Source organism: Photobacterium sp. DNB23_23_1, assembly GCF_052873815.1.
In genome coordinates this window covers 1-19,308 of sequence record NZ_JBNNXT010000024.1, presented here as the reverse complement: position 1 = coordinate 19,308, position 19,308 = coordinate 1, and the positions used below count along the sequence as shown (strand labels likewise).

Annotated in this window: 12 protein-coding genes; 1 reads left to right on the top strand and 11 read right to left on the bottom strand. The window is 45.6% G+C overall.

The window, feature by feature from the left end; translation table 11 throughout:
- Positions 1 to 89 precede the first annotated feature (89 nt).
- From ACVA53_RS15295 to ACVA53_RS15245, 11 genes are all read right to left on the bottom strand, one after another.
- Positions 90 to 1,589, bottom strand: a complete 1,500-nt coding sequence (locus ACVA53_RS15295) for a methyl-accepting chemotaxis protein (protein ID WP_446505581.1) — start codon at positions 1,587 to 1,589, stop codon at positions 90 to 92.
- A 269-nt stretch (positions 1,590 to 1,858) separates the two neighbouring features.
- The gene (locus ACVA53_RS15290) at positions 1,859 to 3,457 is read right to left on the bottom strand and encodes a sulfatase family protein (protein WP_446505538.1); all 1,599 of its coding nucleotides are present in this window, start codon (positions 3,455 to 3,457) and stop codon (positions 1,859 to 1,861) included.
- Positions 3,458 to 3,544: 87 nt separating this feature from the next.
- Positions 3,545 to 5,716 carry a glycoside hydrolase family 3 N-terminal domain-containing protein gene (locus ACVA53_RS15285; protein WP_446505537.1) on the bottom strand — a complete coding sequence of 724 codons (2,172 nt, stop codon included), beginning with the start codon at positions 5,714 to 5,716 and terminating at the stop codon, positions 3,545 to 3,547.
- Between the two features lie 91 nt (positions 5,717 to 5,807).
- Positions 5,808 to 6,287 (bottom strand): hypothetical protein, encoded by a 480-nt coding sequence (locus tag ACVA53_RS15280; RefSeq protein ID WP_446505536.1) that lies wholly within the window; start codon positions 6,285 to 6,287, stop codon positions 5,808 to 5,810.
- Entirely contained in the window at positions 6,287 to 7,108 is an 822-nt protein-coding gene (locus ACVA53_RS15275) for a carbohydrate ABC transporter permease (protein ID WP_446505535.1), read from the bottom strand. The genes ACVA53_RS15280 and ACVA53_RS15275 overlap by 1 nt, the downstream gene beginning before the upstream one ends.
- A gap of 2 nt (positions 7,109 to 7,110) precedes the next feature.
- A complete protein-coding gene (locus tag ACVA53_RS15270; protein ID WP_446505534.1) occupies positions 7,111 to 7,713 on the bottom strand; it encodes a carbohydrate ABC transporter permease in 603 nt (200 codons plus the stop codon).
- A 356-nt stretch (positions 7,714 to 8,069) separates the two neighbouring features.
- Positions 8,070 to 9,314 carry an extracellular solute-binding protein gene (locus ACVA53_RS15265; protein WP_446505533.1) on the bottom strand — a complete coding sequence of 415 codons (1,245 nt, stop codon included), beginning with the start codon at positions 9,312 to 9,314 and terminating at the stop codon, positions 8,070 to 8,072.
- 129 nt (positions 9,315 to 9,443) lie between these two features.
- Complete coding sequence (locus ACVA53_RS15260; RefSeq protein WP_446505532.1) at positions 9,444 to 10,430, bottom strand: LacI family DNA-binding transcriptional regulator; 987 nt, start codon at positions 10,428 to 10,430, stop codon at positions 9,444 to 9,446.
- Positions 10,431 to 10,638: 208 nt separating this feature from the next.
- Entirely contained in the window at positions 10,639 to 14,022 is a 3,384-nt protein-coding gene (locus tag ACVA53_RS15255; protein ID WP_446505531.1) for a GH36-type glycosyl hydrolase domain-containing protein, read from the bottom strand.
- 39 nt (positions 14,023 to 14,061) lie between these two features.
- Positions 14,062 to 15,180 (bottom strand): ABC transporter ATP-binding protein, encoded by a 1,119-nt coding sequence (locus tag ACVA53_RS15250; protein WP_446505530.1) that lies wholly within the window; start codon positions 15,178 to 15,180, stop codon positions 14,062 to 14,064.
- A gap of 478 nt (positions 15,181 to 15,658) precedes the next feature.
- Positions 15,659 to 18,955 (bottom strand): hypothetical protein, encoded by a 3,297-nt coding sequence (locus ACVA53_RS15245; protein ID WP_446505529.1) that lies wholly within the window; start codon positions 18,953 to 18,955, stop codon positions 15,659 to 15,661.
- Between the two features lie 125 nt (positions 18,956 to 19,080).
- On the opposite strand from ACVA53_RS15245, the gene ACVA53_RS15240 reads away from it, so the two are divergent.
- Positions 19,081 to 19,308, top strand: a 228-nt coding sequence (locus ACVA53_RS15240; RefSeq protein ID WP_446505528.1) for a hypothetical protein, incomplete at its 3' end; no start/stop codon positions are given.

The following is a 19,308-nucleotide window of genomic DNA, read 5'->3' as shown; positions in this document are numbered from 1 at the left end:
TATGTTTACCCTAAAGAAACATAAAAAAAGCCTCTCTATCATTATCGAAAGAGAGGCTGATTAATACATAAGCTTACAACAACGCGTTTCTACACAGTAAAGCGTTTTACTTCTGATGATAGAGATTGCGCAAGTTCAGCAATCGACTGCGACGCATCCTGACTCGACTTAGAATCACCAACTGTTTTATCCGCTAATGAGTTAATTTCAAACACGTTGGTATTAACATCCCCAGTCACCACCGCTTGCTGCTCAGCTGCAGATGCTATCTCAATATTCTTTTCCGCAATGCTGGCAACCGTTTCGGTGATTGCCTGCAGCGCCTCACCGGCCTGCTTAGTCTTAGCTGTACTTTCTCGAGCATAATTATCGCCAGATTCCATCCGCTCGATGGCATGTTGGCAACCGGTTTGCAAACGAGCAATCGTATCTTGAATGTCTTGTGTTGCATCTTTGGTACGCTGCGCCAGCGATCTAACCTCATCAGCCACAACAGCGAATCCACGACCATAGCTTCCCGCCCTCGCTGCCTCTATCGCTGCGTTTAGCGCCAGCAAATTGGTTTGATCGGATATATCGCGTATCGTGTCAGATACACTACCGATGTCTTGGGAGTGCTTGCCTAGCTCATTAATGGAAACTTTTGCCTGCTCAATTTCTTCTGCTAAATCAATAGACTGTGCAATTGCCTGATTAACAACCCCCACACCACTTTGGGCAAGATCATCAGACTTTTGCGAGGCTTCTGCCGCCGCGACAGCACTCGCTGCAACATCACTCACGGTCGCGGTCAGTTCTTCGGTAGCGGTTGCAATTTGCTGAATTTGCGCCTGCTGCGAAGCTGCATTCGAGGCCGTTTGCTCACTCAATTGAGTATTTTGCTGTGAGGCCTGTGTTAACTGGTTGGCTGAATCTCCAATCAAAGAAACGGTCTGCTGGAACCTTGCTGCAATATTATTGACTGCATCACCAATAACCGTAAATTCATCTTGGCCTTGTACCTGCGCACGACAAATCAGATTTCCGTCTGCAATGCTGTTTGCTGTTGACTGCAGCTCCTTAAGCGCAAACACAATGCGTCGGATCGTCACAAAAGCAATGCCGATCAGTAACAATGTGCTGATAGCCAAGGCTGTACTCATACTGAATACGAAACGCTGACCGTTACTAACGGCTTCAGCGTAGGCATCTCTTGCCCCAGTCGCACTCAAATCACTCATCGTACTGAGTAGCGTTTTGAGCTGTTCAATCGTTGGGTTCACTTTGTTAAGCAGCAAAATATTGGCTTGCTGGTACGCGCCTTGCTCCAGATGATCGACGATAACCTCAAATCCAGAGAAGAAGAGCTCATCAGTGAGGGAGTTTGCTTGGGTCGCAACTTGCTCAAGGCTTGCTCCCATGTTGAATGACATCAAATCAAAGTACAACGCCTGCAAGTCATCATAGCTTTCGAAGATCAAGTCAGTATGAACCGATAACGGATGATCATGGTAACTACTGCTAAATGCCGTCGGATCATGCTGTATCGCCAGTAAAGAGTGAACTCTGGCTTGTTCAACCCGCTGCTGAATATCACTGATTGTTATCACCTTAGCCAAATCATCCTCAACCAATATCGAGGTCTGGTTCGATAAATGACTTAAGCCGCTTAATCCCTCATATCCCACATATGCAATTGAGCAGAAGGCAATTGCAATAGTGACAATCAACCGGTTTGTGATTTTTCTCGTCCATATGAATAGTGATGACATAGTTATTTTTATTCTCTTTATGTAGGGTATTGTTATCTAGGGCTTAGTGCCTAAGCCCTGAGTCATTGGTTTACGTAAAGTAGAAACTGATAAATTCCGGCTTAGATCTATTGGCAAGCTACCTGGAAACTATCGGGAAACAGCTCTTCTAGAGTCGGTGCGGGTTTATATTCAAGCGGTAAATTGACCCACTCAGCCCGCGGTGGTACGTCATATTTGACCTCTAATTTGCTGATCTCGGCTTTTAACCGTGAGATCTCAAACTGATACCGGGGATCATTGATCGCATTATTCATTTCCGTCGGGTCTTCTTCGATATCATAAAATTCCCACTCATCGATATCGTAATAGAAGTGCATCAACTTATATCGGCTATCACGAGTTCCGTAATGCCTTGTCACATCGTGCATCGCTGGATATTCATAAAAGTGATAGTACAGCGACTGACGCCAATCAGCGGGAGATTCGCCATCAAGCAGTGCCACCATAGACTCTCCTTGAATATCCTCAGGCACATCAACACCTGCGTATTCCAAGAATGTCGGGGCATAATCAATGTTCTGCACCAAGTGCTCTACCACTGTTCCTGGTTTGATGCGATTCGGGTATTGGATCAGTAGTGGCGCGCGAAAAGACTCTTCATACATAAATCGCTTATCAAACCAACCATGCTCACCCATATAGAAGCCCTGATCGGAGGTATAAACAACAATGGTGTTATCCGCGAGACCGTTGGCTTCAAGGTAATCAAGCACTTCACCCACTGACTCATCGACCGACTTGATGGTCGCAAGGTAATCCTGGAGGTAACGCTGATACTTCCAGATAGCGATTTCCTTTTCACTCATACTGGCTTCATTGGCATTAAACCAATCATTGCGTTCCTGGTAAGCCTCATCCCATGCCTGACGCTGTTCTGACGTTAAACGGGCTAACAAAAATGGCCAAATATCCTCACGCCACTCTGTCTCTCCAACTCCCTTGGTCATTTTCAAGTCATGACCTTCTTGGGCATCGCGATAGATGGTCATGGTTTGCATCGCAGCTGCCGCACGACCTTCGTAGGTGTCGAAGTAGTTATCAGGTACCGGGAATACCGTATTTTCAAACGCCCGCATGTGCTGTGGGGCAGGCATCCAATTGCGGTGCGGTGCTTTGTGGTGCAATAGCAAAGCGAAAGGCTTGTCACTTTGCTGTTGCTCTTCTAACCAACGCAGCGACTTTTGGGTAATCAACTCTGTGGTATAACCATGCTCACGCTTAACCCCTTGGGCTGTAATGAAGTCCGGGTTGTAATACTCGCCCTGATCGTTAAGCACTTCCCAGTGATCAAAATCGATACCTTCGGGGGTGAGGTTGATATGCCACTTACCGATACAAGCGGTGGTATAGCCATGGCCTTTGAGCATCCTTGGCCAAGTCGGCTGATGGCCATCAAACAATTGGCCGTTATGGTTGAAACCGTTTTTATGGCCAAACTTACCTGTCAGCATGGCGGCTCTTGAAGGGCCACACAGGGAGTTAGTCACAAAGGATTGGTCAAACCGCGCGCCGTTTTTAGCAATGCGGTCGATATTAGGAGTCGGTGCTAAATGAGCAATATCGCTGCGGTAAGCACTCAATGCCCGAATCGCATGGTCATCAGACATGATATAGATAATATTCGGGCGAGTCGCTGACGGCTCAGCCTGTCTTTCTTTTGTCATGATAGCTGGCTCTTATTGACGCCCCGCTAAAAAGTAGCAGGGCGCAACGAGTTGAAAGTAATAGGGAGTAATGGAGTCAGAAGCGAATTAGCTCACCACAACTTCTGCACTCAACGTCGCGTTACAATCACCGCCGACATACACCTCTACCGTCGAAGGCTCGAGCGAGAAGGTTTTCGTAATACCGTAGAAACAAAGCTTTTCGGCTGGCAGAGATAACGTCACATCCTTTGATTCACCAGGTTCAAGAGTCACGCGGCAGAAATCTTTTAGCTCTCGTTCCGGACGCGTTGTCGAGGCAACCTGCTGTCGGATATAACACTGAACCACTTCAGTCGCGGTATGGGTGCCTTTGTTATGCAGAGTAACCGTTGCTTCCAAGGTATCATCCGCCGTCATTTCAGTTAGGCTCAAACGCAGATTCGAATATTCAAACTCACCATAAGTCAGACCAAAACCAAATGGGTATAGTGGTGTGTCTTTTTGATCTTTATAAGGTTGGTAGTCTTGGAAATCACGCATTTTACCCAACGGCTTACGGGCATAATACATTGGGATCTGGCCAGTGCTACGTGGCACCGACATTGGCAAACGACCTGACGGTGACACATCACCAAACAACAAACGCGCCACCGCATGACCGGCTTCGGTACCAGACTGCCAAGCATAAAGAAGTGCATCGGCATACTGCTCTGTCGCCGCTGATGGGACCGGGCGGCCAGTACATTGCACCACGACCAAAGCTTTGCCGACTTGACCGACGGCACGAATCAGCTCTTCTTGACCTGCAGGCAATGTTAGCTCGGCAATATTGCGTGCTTCACCGGTACGACGGTGGCTCTCGCCAGTACAAAGAATGACAACATCAGCGCGGTGGGCACATTCAACCATTTCATCGGTAAATGCCGCCTCTTCGGTCAGCAGTTCAATGGTGCACTCAAACTTCGACGCCCATGTCTTGATGCCCTCAAAAATGCTGGTGACATCTTCGGTACGCCCATCCAAACACCATGAGCCTAAATGTTGACGCTTGGAGTGCGCATGCGGACCAATCACCGCAATGGTCATTGGCTTAGCTTCTATAGGCAACAAGTCATGGTTGTTTTTCAGTAGAACCATACTCTGCTCGGCAACCGTTAACGCCTGAGCAAGGTGTTCGGGATGGCGCATGACACTCTTGTGTTTGAACTCATCAACATAAGGGCGCTCAAACAACCCCGCTTTAAATTTGGTACGAAGTACTCTGCGGGTTGCCTCGTCGATATGTGCAATATCAATGGCTTCTCTGTCTAGGAGATTTTGAAGATGATCTTCATAGGCTTCATTGGTCATCGCCATATCAACGCCGGCTTTCAAGGCTTGCTCAGCGGCGCCATCTGCACCTTTGGCTACACCGAAGTAAGCAAGATCCGAGATTGACCCCCAATCGCTGATCACCATACCATCGAAGCCTTGTTCTGACTTCAGCCAACCATTAATCAGCGACTGACTGCCAGACACAGGTGTACCACCTAAGTCGTTGAAACCCGACATAACCGTCTCAACACCAGCTTCTACTGCAGCGGCAAACGGTGGCAGGTAAACATTATGCAAGGAGTTATCCGAGATTTCAGTGGTATCATAATCACGACCGCCTTCTGAAGCACCGTAGCCGACGAAGTGCTTGGCACAGGCAACTAAAGAATCTTCGTCAGCTGGCGAGTCACCCTGGAACCCCTTCACAACCGCTTTGGCAAATTGGCTGGTAAGGTATGGATCTTCACCGCTACTTTCAATCACTCGGCCCCAACGGGGATCGCGCACGATATCGAGCATCGGGGCAAACGTCCAATGAATTCCAAGCGAAGCCGCTTCTTTGGCTACACAGCGATACGCACTCTGAACTTGCTCAGGGTTCCATGACGCTGCTTGTGCCAATGGGATTGGCAGGACGGTTTGCTGACCATAGATAACATCGCGGGCAATGATTAGCGGAATACCCAGTCTGCTGCCGTCAACAGCAGCCCGTTGGATTTCATTTAACTGGCTTGGATTAACCGTTTCACCAGGAGCGTTACCCGCCCAGGCGGTATCAGCAAGAATGCGTGAGCCCCAACGGCCCTGGCGAATAAGTTCAAGGTAGGTGTCACGGTTGGTATTGTATTCCAGCATCGGTGATTGGCATAACTGGCCAATTTTTTCTGCCACCGTCATGCGTGACAACAAGTCTTCAATTCTATTTTCAACAGGTAAAGTACTGTTCTTATATGGGAAATCCATACAATACTCCGAAATCTATTTATGCAAATTCATCTCAGCAGAGATCATTGAAAAAAAGCCGCCCGTATAGGGCGGCAAAAGGTGAAAATGATTACTTAAAATCAAAGTCAGGGAATGCTTGGGTTAAAAACTCATCCATCTCTGCAGCAAGCTCTTCATTACCCACGAGCCTAGCGCGTTGTAACTGCATGTAGGCCACTTCCGGCACGTATTTGCTGTCCAGCTGAACATAGATATCAATAAATGCTTGGAGTTCCTCATCTGCAATCTGTGGGATCACTCGTGCAGGGGAGAGCAACGCTTTTTCATAGAATGCAGGACGAATACCAAACAGTGCATGCTCCCAAGCCTCGATAACTTGTTGGTAGCCACCAAGGTATTCCTCGTCAATGCGAAGCTCCAGCTTATTCATCCCTTTAAGTGCGATGACATAGTCACCAACAGCTTCTTGCTCAACCGCATAATCGAAATAACTTTTAGATAAGAAATACGCCTTACCCCAAGCGGCCCAGTAAGCGACTAAGACAACAGAAAGAAGAAGTACGATTTTTTTAAGTTGCGATGCTGTCATTACTTAACCCCTACCCCAGTAAACGCCTTAATGAAGTTCTTCTGCATAAAGAAGAAGACAAACACTACGGGCACTGCAATCATTGTGGTCATCGCCCATACCTGCTCTAAATTACCCGCTGGAATATCTTGCTGGAACTTAAACAGTGCCAGCTGAAGTGTCAGCATTGAATCGTCACGGATATAAAGTAGTGGCCCCATGAAGTCGTTCCACGCCCCCATAAAAGTCAGGATACCGACTGTTGCCATCGCAGGTCGCATCATTGGCAGCACAACCTTGAAGAAAATGCGCATCTCGCTGGCGCCATCAATGCGCGCAGCCTCAAGATAAGCCTCATCGACCTGGGTCATGAACTGGTAAAGCAGGAAGATATTGTAAGCACTGATAGCACCCGGGATGATCAATACTCGATAAGTGTTCACCCACCCCCATTCGTACATCATCATATAAACGGGAATAGTGAACAAAATCGCGGGTACCATCATGGATGACAAAATCAAACGTAACCAAACTTGGCGACCAGGCATTTTAGTCTTGGCAATCGCAAAGGCTACCATTGCCGACAGCAGGCAGTTCAGCACCATGACAGATACCGAAATGAAAATGGTATTAAAGAAAATACGCCATAGGTTCACACTATCAAATACTTCGATATACCCCTTAGCAGACCACGTGGTTGGCAAGGCATTCGGTGAGTGCATGATCTCAGAGCCCGATTTGAACGAGTTAATGATCATAAAGAAAAACGGGTAAAGTACGATGAGGCTAGCAGCCAACAACCCAATATAAATGAGCACCTTACCTTTATTGGAATTATTCATGGTTAGTCCTTACCCTTAGTCAATTTCAACTGAAGCATGGTCAACACGAAAATAACAATCGCAAGTAGAAGACCAATGGTTGATGCCTCGCCCATCTTCATCTGTTCGAAACCGGTCTGGTACAAGTGAAGCACTGGCGTTAGCGCTGAATTATGAGGACCACCTTGCAGATCGAAGTTCATAAAGACTTCAGTAAACATCTGCAAACCGTTAATCACGTTGATTGTCATCACAAATACAATCTGAGGCTTGATCAGTGGCAAGATAATCTTGGTGATTTTTCGCCACCAGCCAGCACCATCAATATCTGCCGCTTCAAGCAGTGAGCGGTTAATGCTCGCAATACCACCGAGGAAGATAATCATTTGGACACCGAACCACTTCCAGGCACTGAATATCGCAATAACTGGCATCGGTAGCCATTTTTCAAATTTCCAGAAAATAGGGGCACTCAACACATTCCAATCCATCATTACTGACTGGATTGGACCAGAAGGGCCGGCAATGAAATCAAAGATAATCATTGCTACCGTGATAGAGGTCACAACTGGAATAAATAGAACTGTTCGGAACAGGCTCGACAAAAATGTAATTTCGTTCAACATTAAAGCTGCGCCCATTGCACAGATAAAGCTTAATGTAACGAAAATGATTTGGTTAAACAGAACATTAAAAAGAGATTTCCAGAATTTATAATCTGTTGCTGATTCGATCCAATTACCTAGACCAACAAACCGGGTATTTTCTGGATTTAGAATATTTATATCTAAAAAACTATTTTGTAATGATAAGAAGAACGGGTATAGCATAAATATTATGAAATATGCTACCCACGGCAACATAAACAGGTATGGCACCCAGTGACGTCTTATGTTCATGGCTTTTATTCCATCTAAAATTAAAATCTATTGATGGCTGCAGCCGTGCTGCTGCAGCCGGAATTCGCAATTGAAGTGAACCGTTATCGGCGCATTATTTTTTTAACATCTTCTGTTGCTGCGATAACAGCTTCTTCTGGTGTTAGCCTGTTCATAACAACCGATTGCGAATAGTAATTCAGTATAATGCTGGACACTTCTGATACTGATGCATTTGATTCGTTCATCACAACGTGTTGAAGCTGGTCGACAAATGGTTTGATATCCGGAGTTTGGAAGTATGGGTGCTCCTGCAGTGACGTTAGTGTTGGCAGGTTCTGCAACGCCATGTTCGCTTCAAGGTTAAAGTCATCTTCCATCAACAATTCAATTAACTGCCAGCTACGCGCTTCAACATGACGGGTGTTTTTGAAAACCATCAAGGCGCGTCCATCCAGGTTGGAGTAATGTGTATCGCCCTTTTCCCTAACAGGAATAGGTGCAATGCCTACATCTTCTCCGATCACCATAGGTTTACCTGCAGCATCTTGAAGGTTTGCTCGCCATGCAATCCCGTATTGCGGCCAAATGCCTATAGTGCGAGAGAAAAAGTTCTGTTCCATTGCTAGCGGAGCAAATTGCTGAAGCTTCTTCATGGTCTCAAGGAATGGCACCATGCCCGCTTCTTCTTTATCAAACACTGGATGGGTGCCGTAGCGATTCAGTAGTTGGTACTCACCATCATTAAAGTTGTAATACATCGGTGATAGCATGTTCCAGTACCACCCACCACTTGCTAACGCATCATTCCAAAGCGCAACACCATGAACACGGCTGCCATTTGAGCGTGCAGGCAAGTTATTAATCTTTTCTGCGGCATGCAATAACTCATCCCACGTCTCTGGCGGTAGCTCAGGGTCTAGGCCTGCTTCACGGAACAACTCTTTGTTATAAATCATCATCTGGGTTGTTGCGTGCCATGGAATATAATACTGACGACCGAAATGTTTCTCCATAAATTGCGGTTCGATGCGATCTGTCATCTCATCGAATCCTTCAAAATCATCAAGATACATTAAACGACCCAATTTAGCGTACCTAGGTACCATGTAGCCAAAGATCCCAGCATAAACATTCGGGTAGTCACCCGCAGCCATGCGTGTTTCTAGATTGCCGTCGTTAGTTAAAATGAGTTCAACATCAGGATAACGCTTTTCATATTCAGGTTTTATGACTTCGTTGACAAATGCCATCTGGTCGCCCGATGACACCATAAACTCTATTCTTTCTTTGGCACAAACAGAACTTGCCATGGCAACTAAGAGAACTGTAAGCCACTTGTATTTCATTTCGCTATCCTTATAAGGCTATATAATATTGCCCAAAATCACAAAACATGGCTGTTGCCATGATTTTTCATGGCAACTTATTATTTAGATATGTTTTTTTACCTAAAAGAAAGAATTAACAAATAAAAACTACACGGTTTCCCGTTCAACAATTTGAGTAGGTAGAATTGTTACTTGTTCGATTTCTTTTTCACCGTTCATAGCACTAAATAGTACATCAACAGCTTTAACACCCATTTCGTACTTATGGTGAGTAACAGTACTTAATGCAGGTATTGTTCTTTCAGATTCTCTGATATTGTCAAAACCAATAAGCTTTAGTTGCTCAGGAATTTTAATACCACTTTCATTTGCAGCCCTAATAATACCCAGAGCCATCTCATCATTTGCAGAAAAAATTGCTTTCGGTGCTTCACCTAGATCAATTATTTCCTTCATTTTCAAGTATGCATCTTCTTCTGTAAAATCTGATTTGATAATCAGGTTGTTATCAAATTTGACATTATAGAAGCCGAGTGCGGCAATGTAGCCTTCCAAGCGTTTCTGATTATCGTAAGAATCATCAGGGCCACAAAAGTAATGGACTTGCTGGCAACCGCTCGAAATCAATTGTTTAGTTGCGCCAAATGCCCCACCAAAGTTATCAATCAAGATATTGTAAATATTCTCGGCTTTAACTTCACGGTCAAGAGCAACAATCGGCAAGTCTTTTGAAGCTACAGATTTAAGGAAATCATCATCAAAAGCATTGCTCAAGATGATCGCACCATCAATCATATGATCCTTGAGGTAACGGTGTGCTGTCGATTCTGCGCCACCAAACAAACTACAGGCAATTAAGTCATAGCCCATTTCGTGTACTTTGCGCTCAATACCCTGAACAAGTTCACTATAGATAGGGCCGAACCAAGAGTTAAAGAAGATACCAATAGCACCCACATTCTTCTGTCTTAGCCGTTTAGCGTTGCTGTTTGCAGAGTAGTTCAGTTTCTTTGCTACTTCTAACACATGATTGCGAGTTTTCTCGCTGATACGATCACTGTTGTTAATCGCATAAGACACTGTCGAAATAGATACTTTCGCTTCTCTAGCGACATCTTTGATTGTAGGCCTCATTAGTTAAACTTATTCCTCTCACTTAAACCGAAAATAGTTGCAACCTTGCGTACTAAAATAATTTTGTATTTGTAGCCAGTTAACTTGAAGTATAACGGATCATGTAAAACGTTTCTACAAATCGGAAGAGAGTAACATTGACGCACAACACATAATACAACAGATGATTAGGTTGACACCCCGGAATCCGGGGCGTCAGGCCTGATGACTACAGCCAGATAGTCAGCTCATTTTGCGTATCTTGTAGCATCGAAACCACAGCTTGCTTCTCGATGAGTGCACCACCAGTTCGGTAAGTATTCGCCATAAGTGAAATGGCTAGCTCCTCACCGTTCAACTCAACGCGTTTCGGCGTATAAGTGCCTTGCTCTGGGTTGATGACCAAACGACATGGCTTGCCATATAGGGTGAAGTCCAACGTTACTTTACCCATTTGCTTGGCGATGACTGGATCAAGTACCAGTGAATCATTCTCAAAGCGGATACCCAATACATTACTGATCACCTGGTTGATATAGATACCAGGGCCACTTGAGTAAATACGCCAGCCGCCTTTCACTGTGACTTCGCCTTTTTTCAGTTTGTCGAAATCACGGTACGCTTCGTAGCGGTCATTGAACTTACCGTCGGAGCTTGAGAAATATGCGTTAGATTGGCGCACCTCTGCGTTTGGAACCGCTTTTTGAATCCCCACAGGAACAATCTTGTAAAGGTTCTGTGCCACTTCATCGGCCTTACCCATCTTACACAAGGCTTCAATGAAACGAATGTGAGCGTGACAGTACTGCAAGCCAACTTCTCGGCCAAGGTTTGCAGCAAGTTCAGCACGTTTGAAGTAGCTCTGCTTACCACCTTGGTATTTAGCCATTTTCTCCATCAGGCGCACGCCATCAGGGTGAACTAAGTTCTCTTCGATAATAGCCATGTGCTTGTCAGCCATCTCTTTATCGAATGTTTCCGAGATGATTGAACGTGATGCTGGTAGCAGGCGGTACTTAATGCCCGTTTTCTTATCTGACGGGTGCAGTAGGTATTCAACCTGGTCAACATCTTTGTTAGGCAGGTGGATAAAGCCAGCAATCACCCCGTCCTTGATCAACAGGTTGTTGTAGTCTTCTTCCATTTCGATTGCCAGTTTATTGATCTTATGAACAAAAACGGCAAAATCAGGATTACCTTCAAGGGCTGTACCCATGGTTTTCAGTGCTTGCAGCGTAAGTGGGATAGTCCATCCGCTGACCATATTTTCACGAAGTGCTTGGTTGGCAGGCTGCAAGGTATCATCCCAGTCACCGTCACCGTAACATGACAGAGAAGTACCAGGGATCAGATTATCGATAATGTGCTTAACCTGGCGCTCTACATGGGCAAACAAAGTGTATTTTTCGGTAGTATACGCAAAGCCGTCTTCAATGCTGGTATAAGGCACTTCGATGTTCAGAACATCCAGATCACCTGTTGCAGTGATGTAGTCAGCGATTGCCTTCAGAGGCCAAACAACAATATCGCCATGACAATCTTCCTGCTGGATTTTGGAATATTTGTCGAACATAAACCACTGCGGCCATGTACCTGTTTCGATGTGTTGGTGGCTATAAATCGTTTTCAGCAAGTCAACCACACGGTCATAACGTTGCATCGACATGAAGAACTCAAATGGCCCCTGTGATACATCACGTGTGCCCCACGCGGCACCAGAGTACTGCTCCAGGCCATGCGGTGTGCTGTAATGTACCAATGCATTGTGGGTAAACCATTGCATCGTGTCATTCAACTTCTGTGCGTTGTAGTTGTCGTTCTCGAAATCAATGTGGAAGTTATTGATCAATGCATGCTGTGAAGCTTGGTATTTTTCAACTTCAGCGGCAAAATCCAATGCAACCGGCGCAGTCAATTCTGCTGCGGTTAGCGCGCCAACGAAAGTCAGGCTTGCTTTACCTTGTACCTTACCTTGGAATAGCACGTAACGGACACTGTCTGAGGCTTTTACTAGTGACACTTCAGCCAATGATGCATCTGGACGAATGGCATATTTCAGTTCAGGATGGACCGAGTTCATCAGCTCGAAATTACCCGTCACTGTCATGTAGTCATCTTGGTGCTCAACGACAACTTTCGCGTCGTTTTCATTGTTACCCATTACCATCTGGTTGGTAACAATAACTTCTAGCGCGTCAGACAAATTCACTGTTTCAATATCTAGCTGGATTGAAGCAGAGTCTTGAGCACTAAAGCTGGTTACGACGATATAGCCTTGCTGGTATTTGTACACCCAACGAGAGAAGTTCAGACCTGCTTCGTAGGCAGAAGGCATAGACAGGATAGAGAACTCCTCACCTCCTTTAACCCAAATGCGCTGACCGCTGTATTTGAACAAGTTCAGAGAGGTACGGTCGACACCCAATAGTTTGTTGAATGACGTATTACCGATTACGACATGGGAGTTGAACACACCATACATGCCGTGGGTTGAGCTCATTACCCCATTTTGGAAGTCCTGACAGTTGCCAGAAGACACCATATGGCCAGTTGAACGTTCAAGTACACGCTCTTTCGCAGGCAGTGTAACGTAGCGGCTTTCACCTTTCTGCTTGCCATAGAAGAATGACAGCAATTTACCATCTTGCTCTTCAGCGAAGCGACGCTCTTCACCAAAGAAAGTGTGAACGTCTTCGTCTGTTAGCTCTTCACCAACAAGTACATTGTATCCATTTAGGAAAAATGAAGGCAGTGTTTGTTCAGACGCTTCCACCATTTCAGGCGATAGATAAGCAGCCTTAACCGTATCAATATCGGCCGCTTCAGAAACATTCGAGCCCGGCAAGTTATTGCCAAATGCGATGTAGAAAACAGACTCTGCGCGCTGTGCTGGAGCAAGAGTGATATCCGCAGTTTGAAGGGCAATATATCCCATTTCAAACTGAAGTTTTTCATTCGCTAATGTTGGCTGAGAAAGTACAACTGGTGTTGGTTCAAAACGGTAGTCTTTACCGAAGAACTGGTAGCCATCTGTTGAGTAGCCAACAATGGTATTTGTCAGCGAGCCAATCTGTGAACATGGGTTGCCAGTGCTTTGTGGCAAGTTTTGACGCGAACATACCACATAACCAGCTTGCTCTAGGTCAAACACTTGATGATCAAGATATTGGCTAACGTAGCATTCATTGCTTTTCACGCCGCCTTCATCGGCTAGCGCAAGATCTTGGCCAAAAACAAGATCATATTTCAGTGTGTTCTCAAGTAGGTTCTCTACCTGAGTAGTAAAGAATACTTTTTCAGACTTAGCATCTAGGCTAATCACCACAACGGCACGGAATGCATCTGTGGTGGTTTCCCAACCGACCAAACCGGCTTCAGTACGGAAAGTACGCATATTATGGTTAAGGTGCATAAGTGGCATAAATGAAATGCCTGTCTCACTCTTAACTCGAATATAGATGTTTGATAAAGCACCTTCAAATTCACTTGGCTCGAATAGGTTTACCATTACATTGCCAGATGTAATATTCTTCAGAACATTATGCTCAGTAAATTCTAGGTTTAGTAAGCCATTTGATACTACATGGCTTGAGTCAGAAATAGTGTGAATCATGAATTTAAACTACCTATAATATAAATTTTAAACTGTCTGTTATTCTGTCGGAATAAAAATATTTACTTCAGTGCTTTTATCAAAGATGTGGCATTTATCCATATTGAAGGAAATATGCTGAAGGCTTTGTTTCTCCAACGTAGCCTCGGGGTTTACATACTTACAAATCAATTGCTTACCCTGAAACTCCAAATAAACAAATGATTCAGAACCCATTTCTTCAACTTCAGTAATTTTAGCTTCACAACTATTTATATCGTTGCCAAGATTAATATGTTCAGGACGTAAACCGAGGAACACTTCATGACCGTTATATTGTTCAGCACGAGATTGCTTTTCTTCTGGCAACTCGAATAAATGACCATCAACTTCAACTGCCATCTTATTTGTATCAGTTTTGGTCAGTTTACCTTCCAACATGTTCATTGTCGGTGAACCAATAAATTCCGCTACAAACTTATTAACAGGTTTGTGGTATAGGTTCATTGGGGTGTCAACCTGCATAATCGCACCACGATTTAGCACACAGATTCGATCACCCATCGTCAATGCTTCAACCTGATCATGAGTAACATAGATCATCGTCGCCGGGCGGCCACTTTGCTTTAACTCATCATGCAAACGGGAAATTCGCATCCGCATCGAAACACGCAACTTGGCATCAAGGTTCGAAAGTGGCTCATCGAACAAAAAGACTTCAGGCTTACGTACCATGGCACGGCCCAGCGCGACGCGCTGACACTGACCACCGGACATTTGACCTGGTTTGCGATCCAGCAACTCGGAAATCTCAAGCAACTCAGCCGCTTCCGTTACACGGCGGTGAATTTCATCTTTGGATTTCTTGCGGGTTTCCAAACCAAAAGCCAAGTTCTGGCGAACTGTCATATGTGGGTATAGCGCATAGTTCTGGAACACCATTGCAATACCACGATCTTTGGGCTGGACAGAATTACAATGCTTATCACCGATATGAAGATCACCACTGGTGATACTTTCAAGCCCGGCAATCATTCGCAGTGTAGTCGATTTGGCACAGCCCGAAGGACCAACCAGCACCATGAACTCACCATCCTTGATGTCCAGACAAAAATCATGAACAGCGTGATAACCATTCTTATAAATTTTGTTTATGTTTTGCAGCTTGACCTGGGCCATAACCGTACTCTTCGTAGAAAATTGTTTGTGTTGAAACGTTTCTACAGATATTAAGTAATGACCTATTCACTGTCAACAAAAGGTCGCAAATCAGGTACATGGGTCACACTTTTTTGTCCGCCCTTGAATAAGCAGCTCTCAAAACAACAAATAATTCAAATTTATCAATGACTTAACCACAAGCCACACCTTAACCTCATCGAGTTAAGAGGCAAATACATAGCGTTCATCAAGCACTATACCGCCTCCAGCTTGACAAGCATTAGTCAAAACCTTGATATAGCTCTAACTTTCTGAACTTGGTTTTGTTGAAATAGCACTGCATATTTTTCACTCATTTCGAAACGTTTTATCTCCCGTAAACAGCTTTTGGTGATCATGATGAATATATATAGGGTACGGCACCCATAAAAAAGCCCAACTACATAGTAGTTGGGCTTCTCTCGTTCAAAGCGATTGTTCGCTAATTACTCGCTGACTAATAACACTGTGAGCTGTTATTACAGTAGTTATCGTCCAGTAACTTTTGCTGATAAACCCGCACATCATCCAAAGTGACGTAGCTCGTCCCGGTATAACCGTCATTTTGCTTCATGCGGAACACGAGATTTAACGCCGTTTCTCCTGGTCGCTTGCGTGCTGTCACTGTTACCTCTTGCGGGGTATCATCATCGATAAAGCCGACATCACGCCAATCACTTGTCGGGGTAGCACTTGAGTTTGGCGGGCTCTGCGGGTTTTCGATATCGAACTTCACTTCGAATTTCGCATCGGCCAGTTTACGATCCTCACTAACGTTGAAACGAACCAGATAGCGCGTTCCCTCAGGATCATTCGAAATATCAATTCTCCGTTCAGCACTTTGCCAGTTCGTATCACCACCACTTAAATTGAATTCAATGGGGTTACGGCCTTCTGCAAAATCACTATTTTCAGAAGGATGCAGCGCACCAAAGGATTGCAATGCCGTATTACCAAATACAAAAGAACCTTCCCTCGTTGTCAGATACTCAATATGCAAATAAGCAGCACCGGCAGGCTGTTGAGTGTCCACGCTCATCACAGTCGGCTCCCACGCCGCATACACGTTGTCACTCTGAACTGCATTGTAGGCATCTTCCAGCTTGCCCGTATTTGACCAACTTAGCCGTATACTTGCGTCTCCCGGCGTTGATATAGGCTCGATAAGGGCTGAAACACGATACTCGCTACCCTCAAGACCATAAGGTAAATGCACCGCCTGGGTTATGCCTGCCTGACCTTCTAGTGTTATACCGTTACCATACATACCGCCATTTTCGTTGACGTTACCCTCTGTAACTTGCCAACCATAAGTACCCTGTTCAAAATTAGGGTTCTTGAATATCACCTCACGTCTTTCAAGCGGCGCAGTAATGTTGTTGATACCGACAATGTCGTCCAGCTCTACCCAGTCTCCTTGTGGATCTTCGACTCTGTAGTCAGGGAAAATCTCGTCGGTAGGGAAAGTAAATGGCGAACGTTGATAACCAAACCCGACCTCATCACCATTGGAACGTATCCCGGTGATCAAACGTGGTGTCATTGTGGAATAAAGAAGCTGCTGGCTCCCTTGCTTTATCACTTCTTCCACCTCAGGACGGTAGAACGTATTTCTAAAAGGTTGAACAACACCAGGCTGAATAGTTTCCGCAAGACCAATGGCACCGTACCAGAAATCGGCAATCCCCACGCTCATCTTGTCGTAATCTGGCATGTTAGCCGACCAACGCATCAGAAGATGGGCATCTTCATCACCTGCACTGATCATGGTCTGGCGACGACCGTCACGGTAGGCCATGTAAGCGCCGACAACAGCATCGGTTTTGCCTAGCTGACCAAAGCCGCTCACCGCTGGGAAATGAATAAAATCATCAGGGTGGTCGGTCGGGCCATCATTGTAGTAGTTACCGTTTGAATTAGGGCTATGGCCTGCTGAGAATCCGGCAAAATAGGTAAAGCCCATCTCATCGGTTTCCGATTGGGTCAGCGCATAGTAGTTATTATTTTGTTTCGCCCACGACTTTCCATTAAAGTGGTGGTCCAAAATAAGCGGCCCCCCCATGATAATAAACGCCGAATGAGATGACTTAATGACTGGCTGATCTAATAACTCGTAGTCATACAAAAAGTTTTCTCGGTCATAAGTGAACTTGCCATAGTTGCGTGTTGCAATAGGGTCTTGAGCCGCCGCAATGTCTCCGTACAGCCAAGTTTCATTAGACATCAGTCGGTTTAGTCGAACGGGACCAAAGTCATCCGAATCCCAGGTGATACGTTGCTCCGCTCGTACCACATCGCCAGAGCGCTGGAACACCTGCTGAAGATATTTAGCATAGCTGACAATATTTTGGTTATCTGGGTACATTTCTGCCGCCTTGATGGCTGCAGGCAAGAATTTCATGCTAATGTACACTTGGTATTGCGGGTTGCTGGCGTTGATTGTGCCGTCGCTGTTGTAGTTTCGAACAAAGTGGCCATCGATACTTTTCACCCCGCCCTTGCCGTCTTCATGCAAGCCCGCGTGACGTTTAATCAATAGCTCGACATAGTGCTCTATCTCTGGGTCATATTCCACTTGGTCCGCAACCATCAGCAGATACAAAGCCCAGCCGACATTATCGGCAATAGGTGTGGTATTGGGGTTGGTGTGCTCAAGTTTTCGGTGAAGAAAGCCTTCCGGTGAAGCGGAATTGCCTGACATACCAGATGCAGTCAGCCCTTTGATGGCCTTGACGTATTGAGCCAGTTCATCTCGCGTCCATTCGTCAAAGCTCATCCGCTCATCTTTATCATCACGCAGCATGAAGGCGCTATCATCAACAAACAATAACTGACCATCTGCCGTTAAACTGAAATCATGCCATGGGGTATCAGACAACAGATACTGAACCGGGGATAGCTGGCCGCTGCTCCGTACTTTATCTATCGATGAAAATAACAGTCCGGTCTTGCCGTCATGCCCCAAGCTGATATACAGGCCAGCCGCCTCTTCATTACCAAATACACGACTGAATGCGACACCCGTCAGGTTCTCTTGCTGGTATACACGCTGGGCGGACCGGCTATTGTGTGGCAGTTTGTAGATGCTGTTTGGTGTCTGAAGGAATAGATTCCCCGCTTCCATATCAAGGGCAATGTCTTGAACTTGCCCCGTTACCGATACTTTCTCCACGGCAAGCTGGCGGTCATCGTTTTCGACTTCATAAGCGGCATTGCGATCGGCTTCAATACGGTAAACCGCAGAATCACCACCGACAAATAGGGTCGACGAGAAATAGTTCATACCGACGCGCACTAAATTACCCGCGCCTTTTTCCTGCAGGGATAAGCGGTGAAAAACAGTCAATTCGTCAGTGTTGGTGTTATAGGCCAGGATCGCATCATCCTTTTGACCACCCTCACTGTCACACACGGCAAGGTAGAGAAAACGACCCGACGGAGTGAATGTCATTCCACACAAAGCCGTGTCGTGATTAAGGTTCATATCGGGTAGCAAGTCCACGATATTCGCCGCCTCAATACGGTGCTTCAGCGTTTGATGAATATCCCTAATTTCGATATTCAAAATTGCAGGATCGGCAACGGCATAACTACCCGCCACTTTTGCTGTCGCCACACTCTGGCCACTTCCGCCATTGATGACCCCCGCTATAAGGAAGACGTCGGGCGACTTATCAACCGCTTGGCTGAGCTGCAGGACGAATATGGTGTGCCACCACTGAAAGAATGGCGTGACGCACCATTGGAGCGTCACCCCAACCCATCTTTGGAAGAGTTATTTCCCCAGAGCTTCAAATAATTTAATTAATTTAACCGGTAACCGTAGGGTTACCGGTTTTGCCGTTTATATCTAAGCGTGATGAAAGAGGAAAAGTGACGATGACAATAACGGTCACGAATAATTATAAGAAACTGTTTTCGATTAGTTTGCTTGCTGCATCCATTGCCGGGTGTGGTGGGGGAGGAAGTGGTAGCGGTAGCGGTAATGGGGAATGGCCTGAGCCGGATGTCTCTATCAGCGCTTGGTCATTCAATGGCGGAAGTGGCCAGAGTGTGGCGACAGCAAAAGTGGCGGGTAGTTATGCCGTTGCCGATCCTGCAATTTTG

Bases quoted from the DNA above. Each gene is read 5' to 3' on its own strand.
- ACVA53_RS15290 (WP_446505538.1), bottom strand. From the start codon at position 3,457: ATGACAAAAGAAAGACAGGCTGAGCCGTCAGCGACTCGCCCGAATATT.
- ACVA53_RS15285 (WP_446505537.1), bottom strand. From the start codon at position 5,716: ATGGATTTCCCATATAAGAACAGTACTTTACCTGTTGAAAATAGAATT.
- ACVA53_RS15280 (WP_446505536.1), bottom strand. From the start codon at position 6,287: ATGACAGCATCGCAACTTAAAAAAATCGTACTTCTTCTTTCTGTTGTC.
- ACVA53_RS15275 (WP_446505535.1), bottom strand. From the start codon at position 7,108: ATGAATAATTCCAATAAAGGTAAGGTGCTCATTTATATTGGGTTGTTG.
- ACVA53_RS15270 (WP_446505534.1), bottom strand. From the start codon at position 7,713: ATGTTGAACGAAATTACATTTTTGTCGAGCCTGTTCCGAACAGTTCTA.
- ACVA53_RS15265 (WP_446505533.1), bottom strand. From the start codon at position 9,314: ATGAAATACAAGTGGCTTACAGTTCTCTTAGTTGCCATGGCAAGTTCT.
- ACVA53_RS15260 (WP_446505532.1), bottom strand. From the start codon at position 10,430: ATGAGGCCTACAATCAAAGATGTCGCTAGAGAAGCGAAAGTATCTATT.
- ACVA53_RS15255 (WP_446505531.1), bottom strand. From the start codon at position 14,022: ATGATTCACACTATTTCTGACTCAAGCCATGTAGTATCAAATGGCTTA.
- ACVA53_RS15250 (WP_446505530.1), bottom strand. From the start codon at position 15,180: ATGGCCCAGGTCAAGCTGCAAAACATAAACAAAATTTATAAGAATGGT.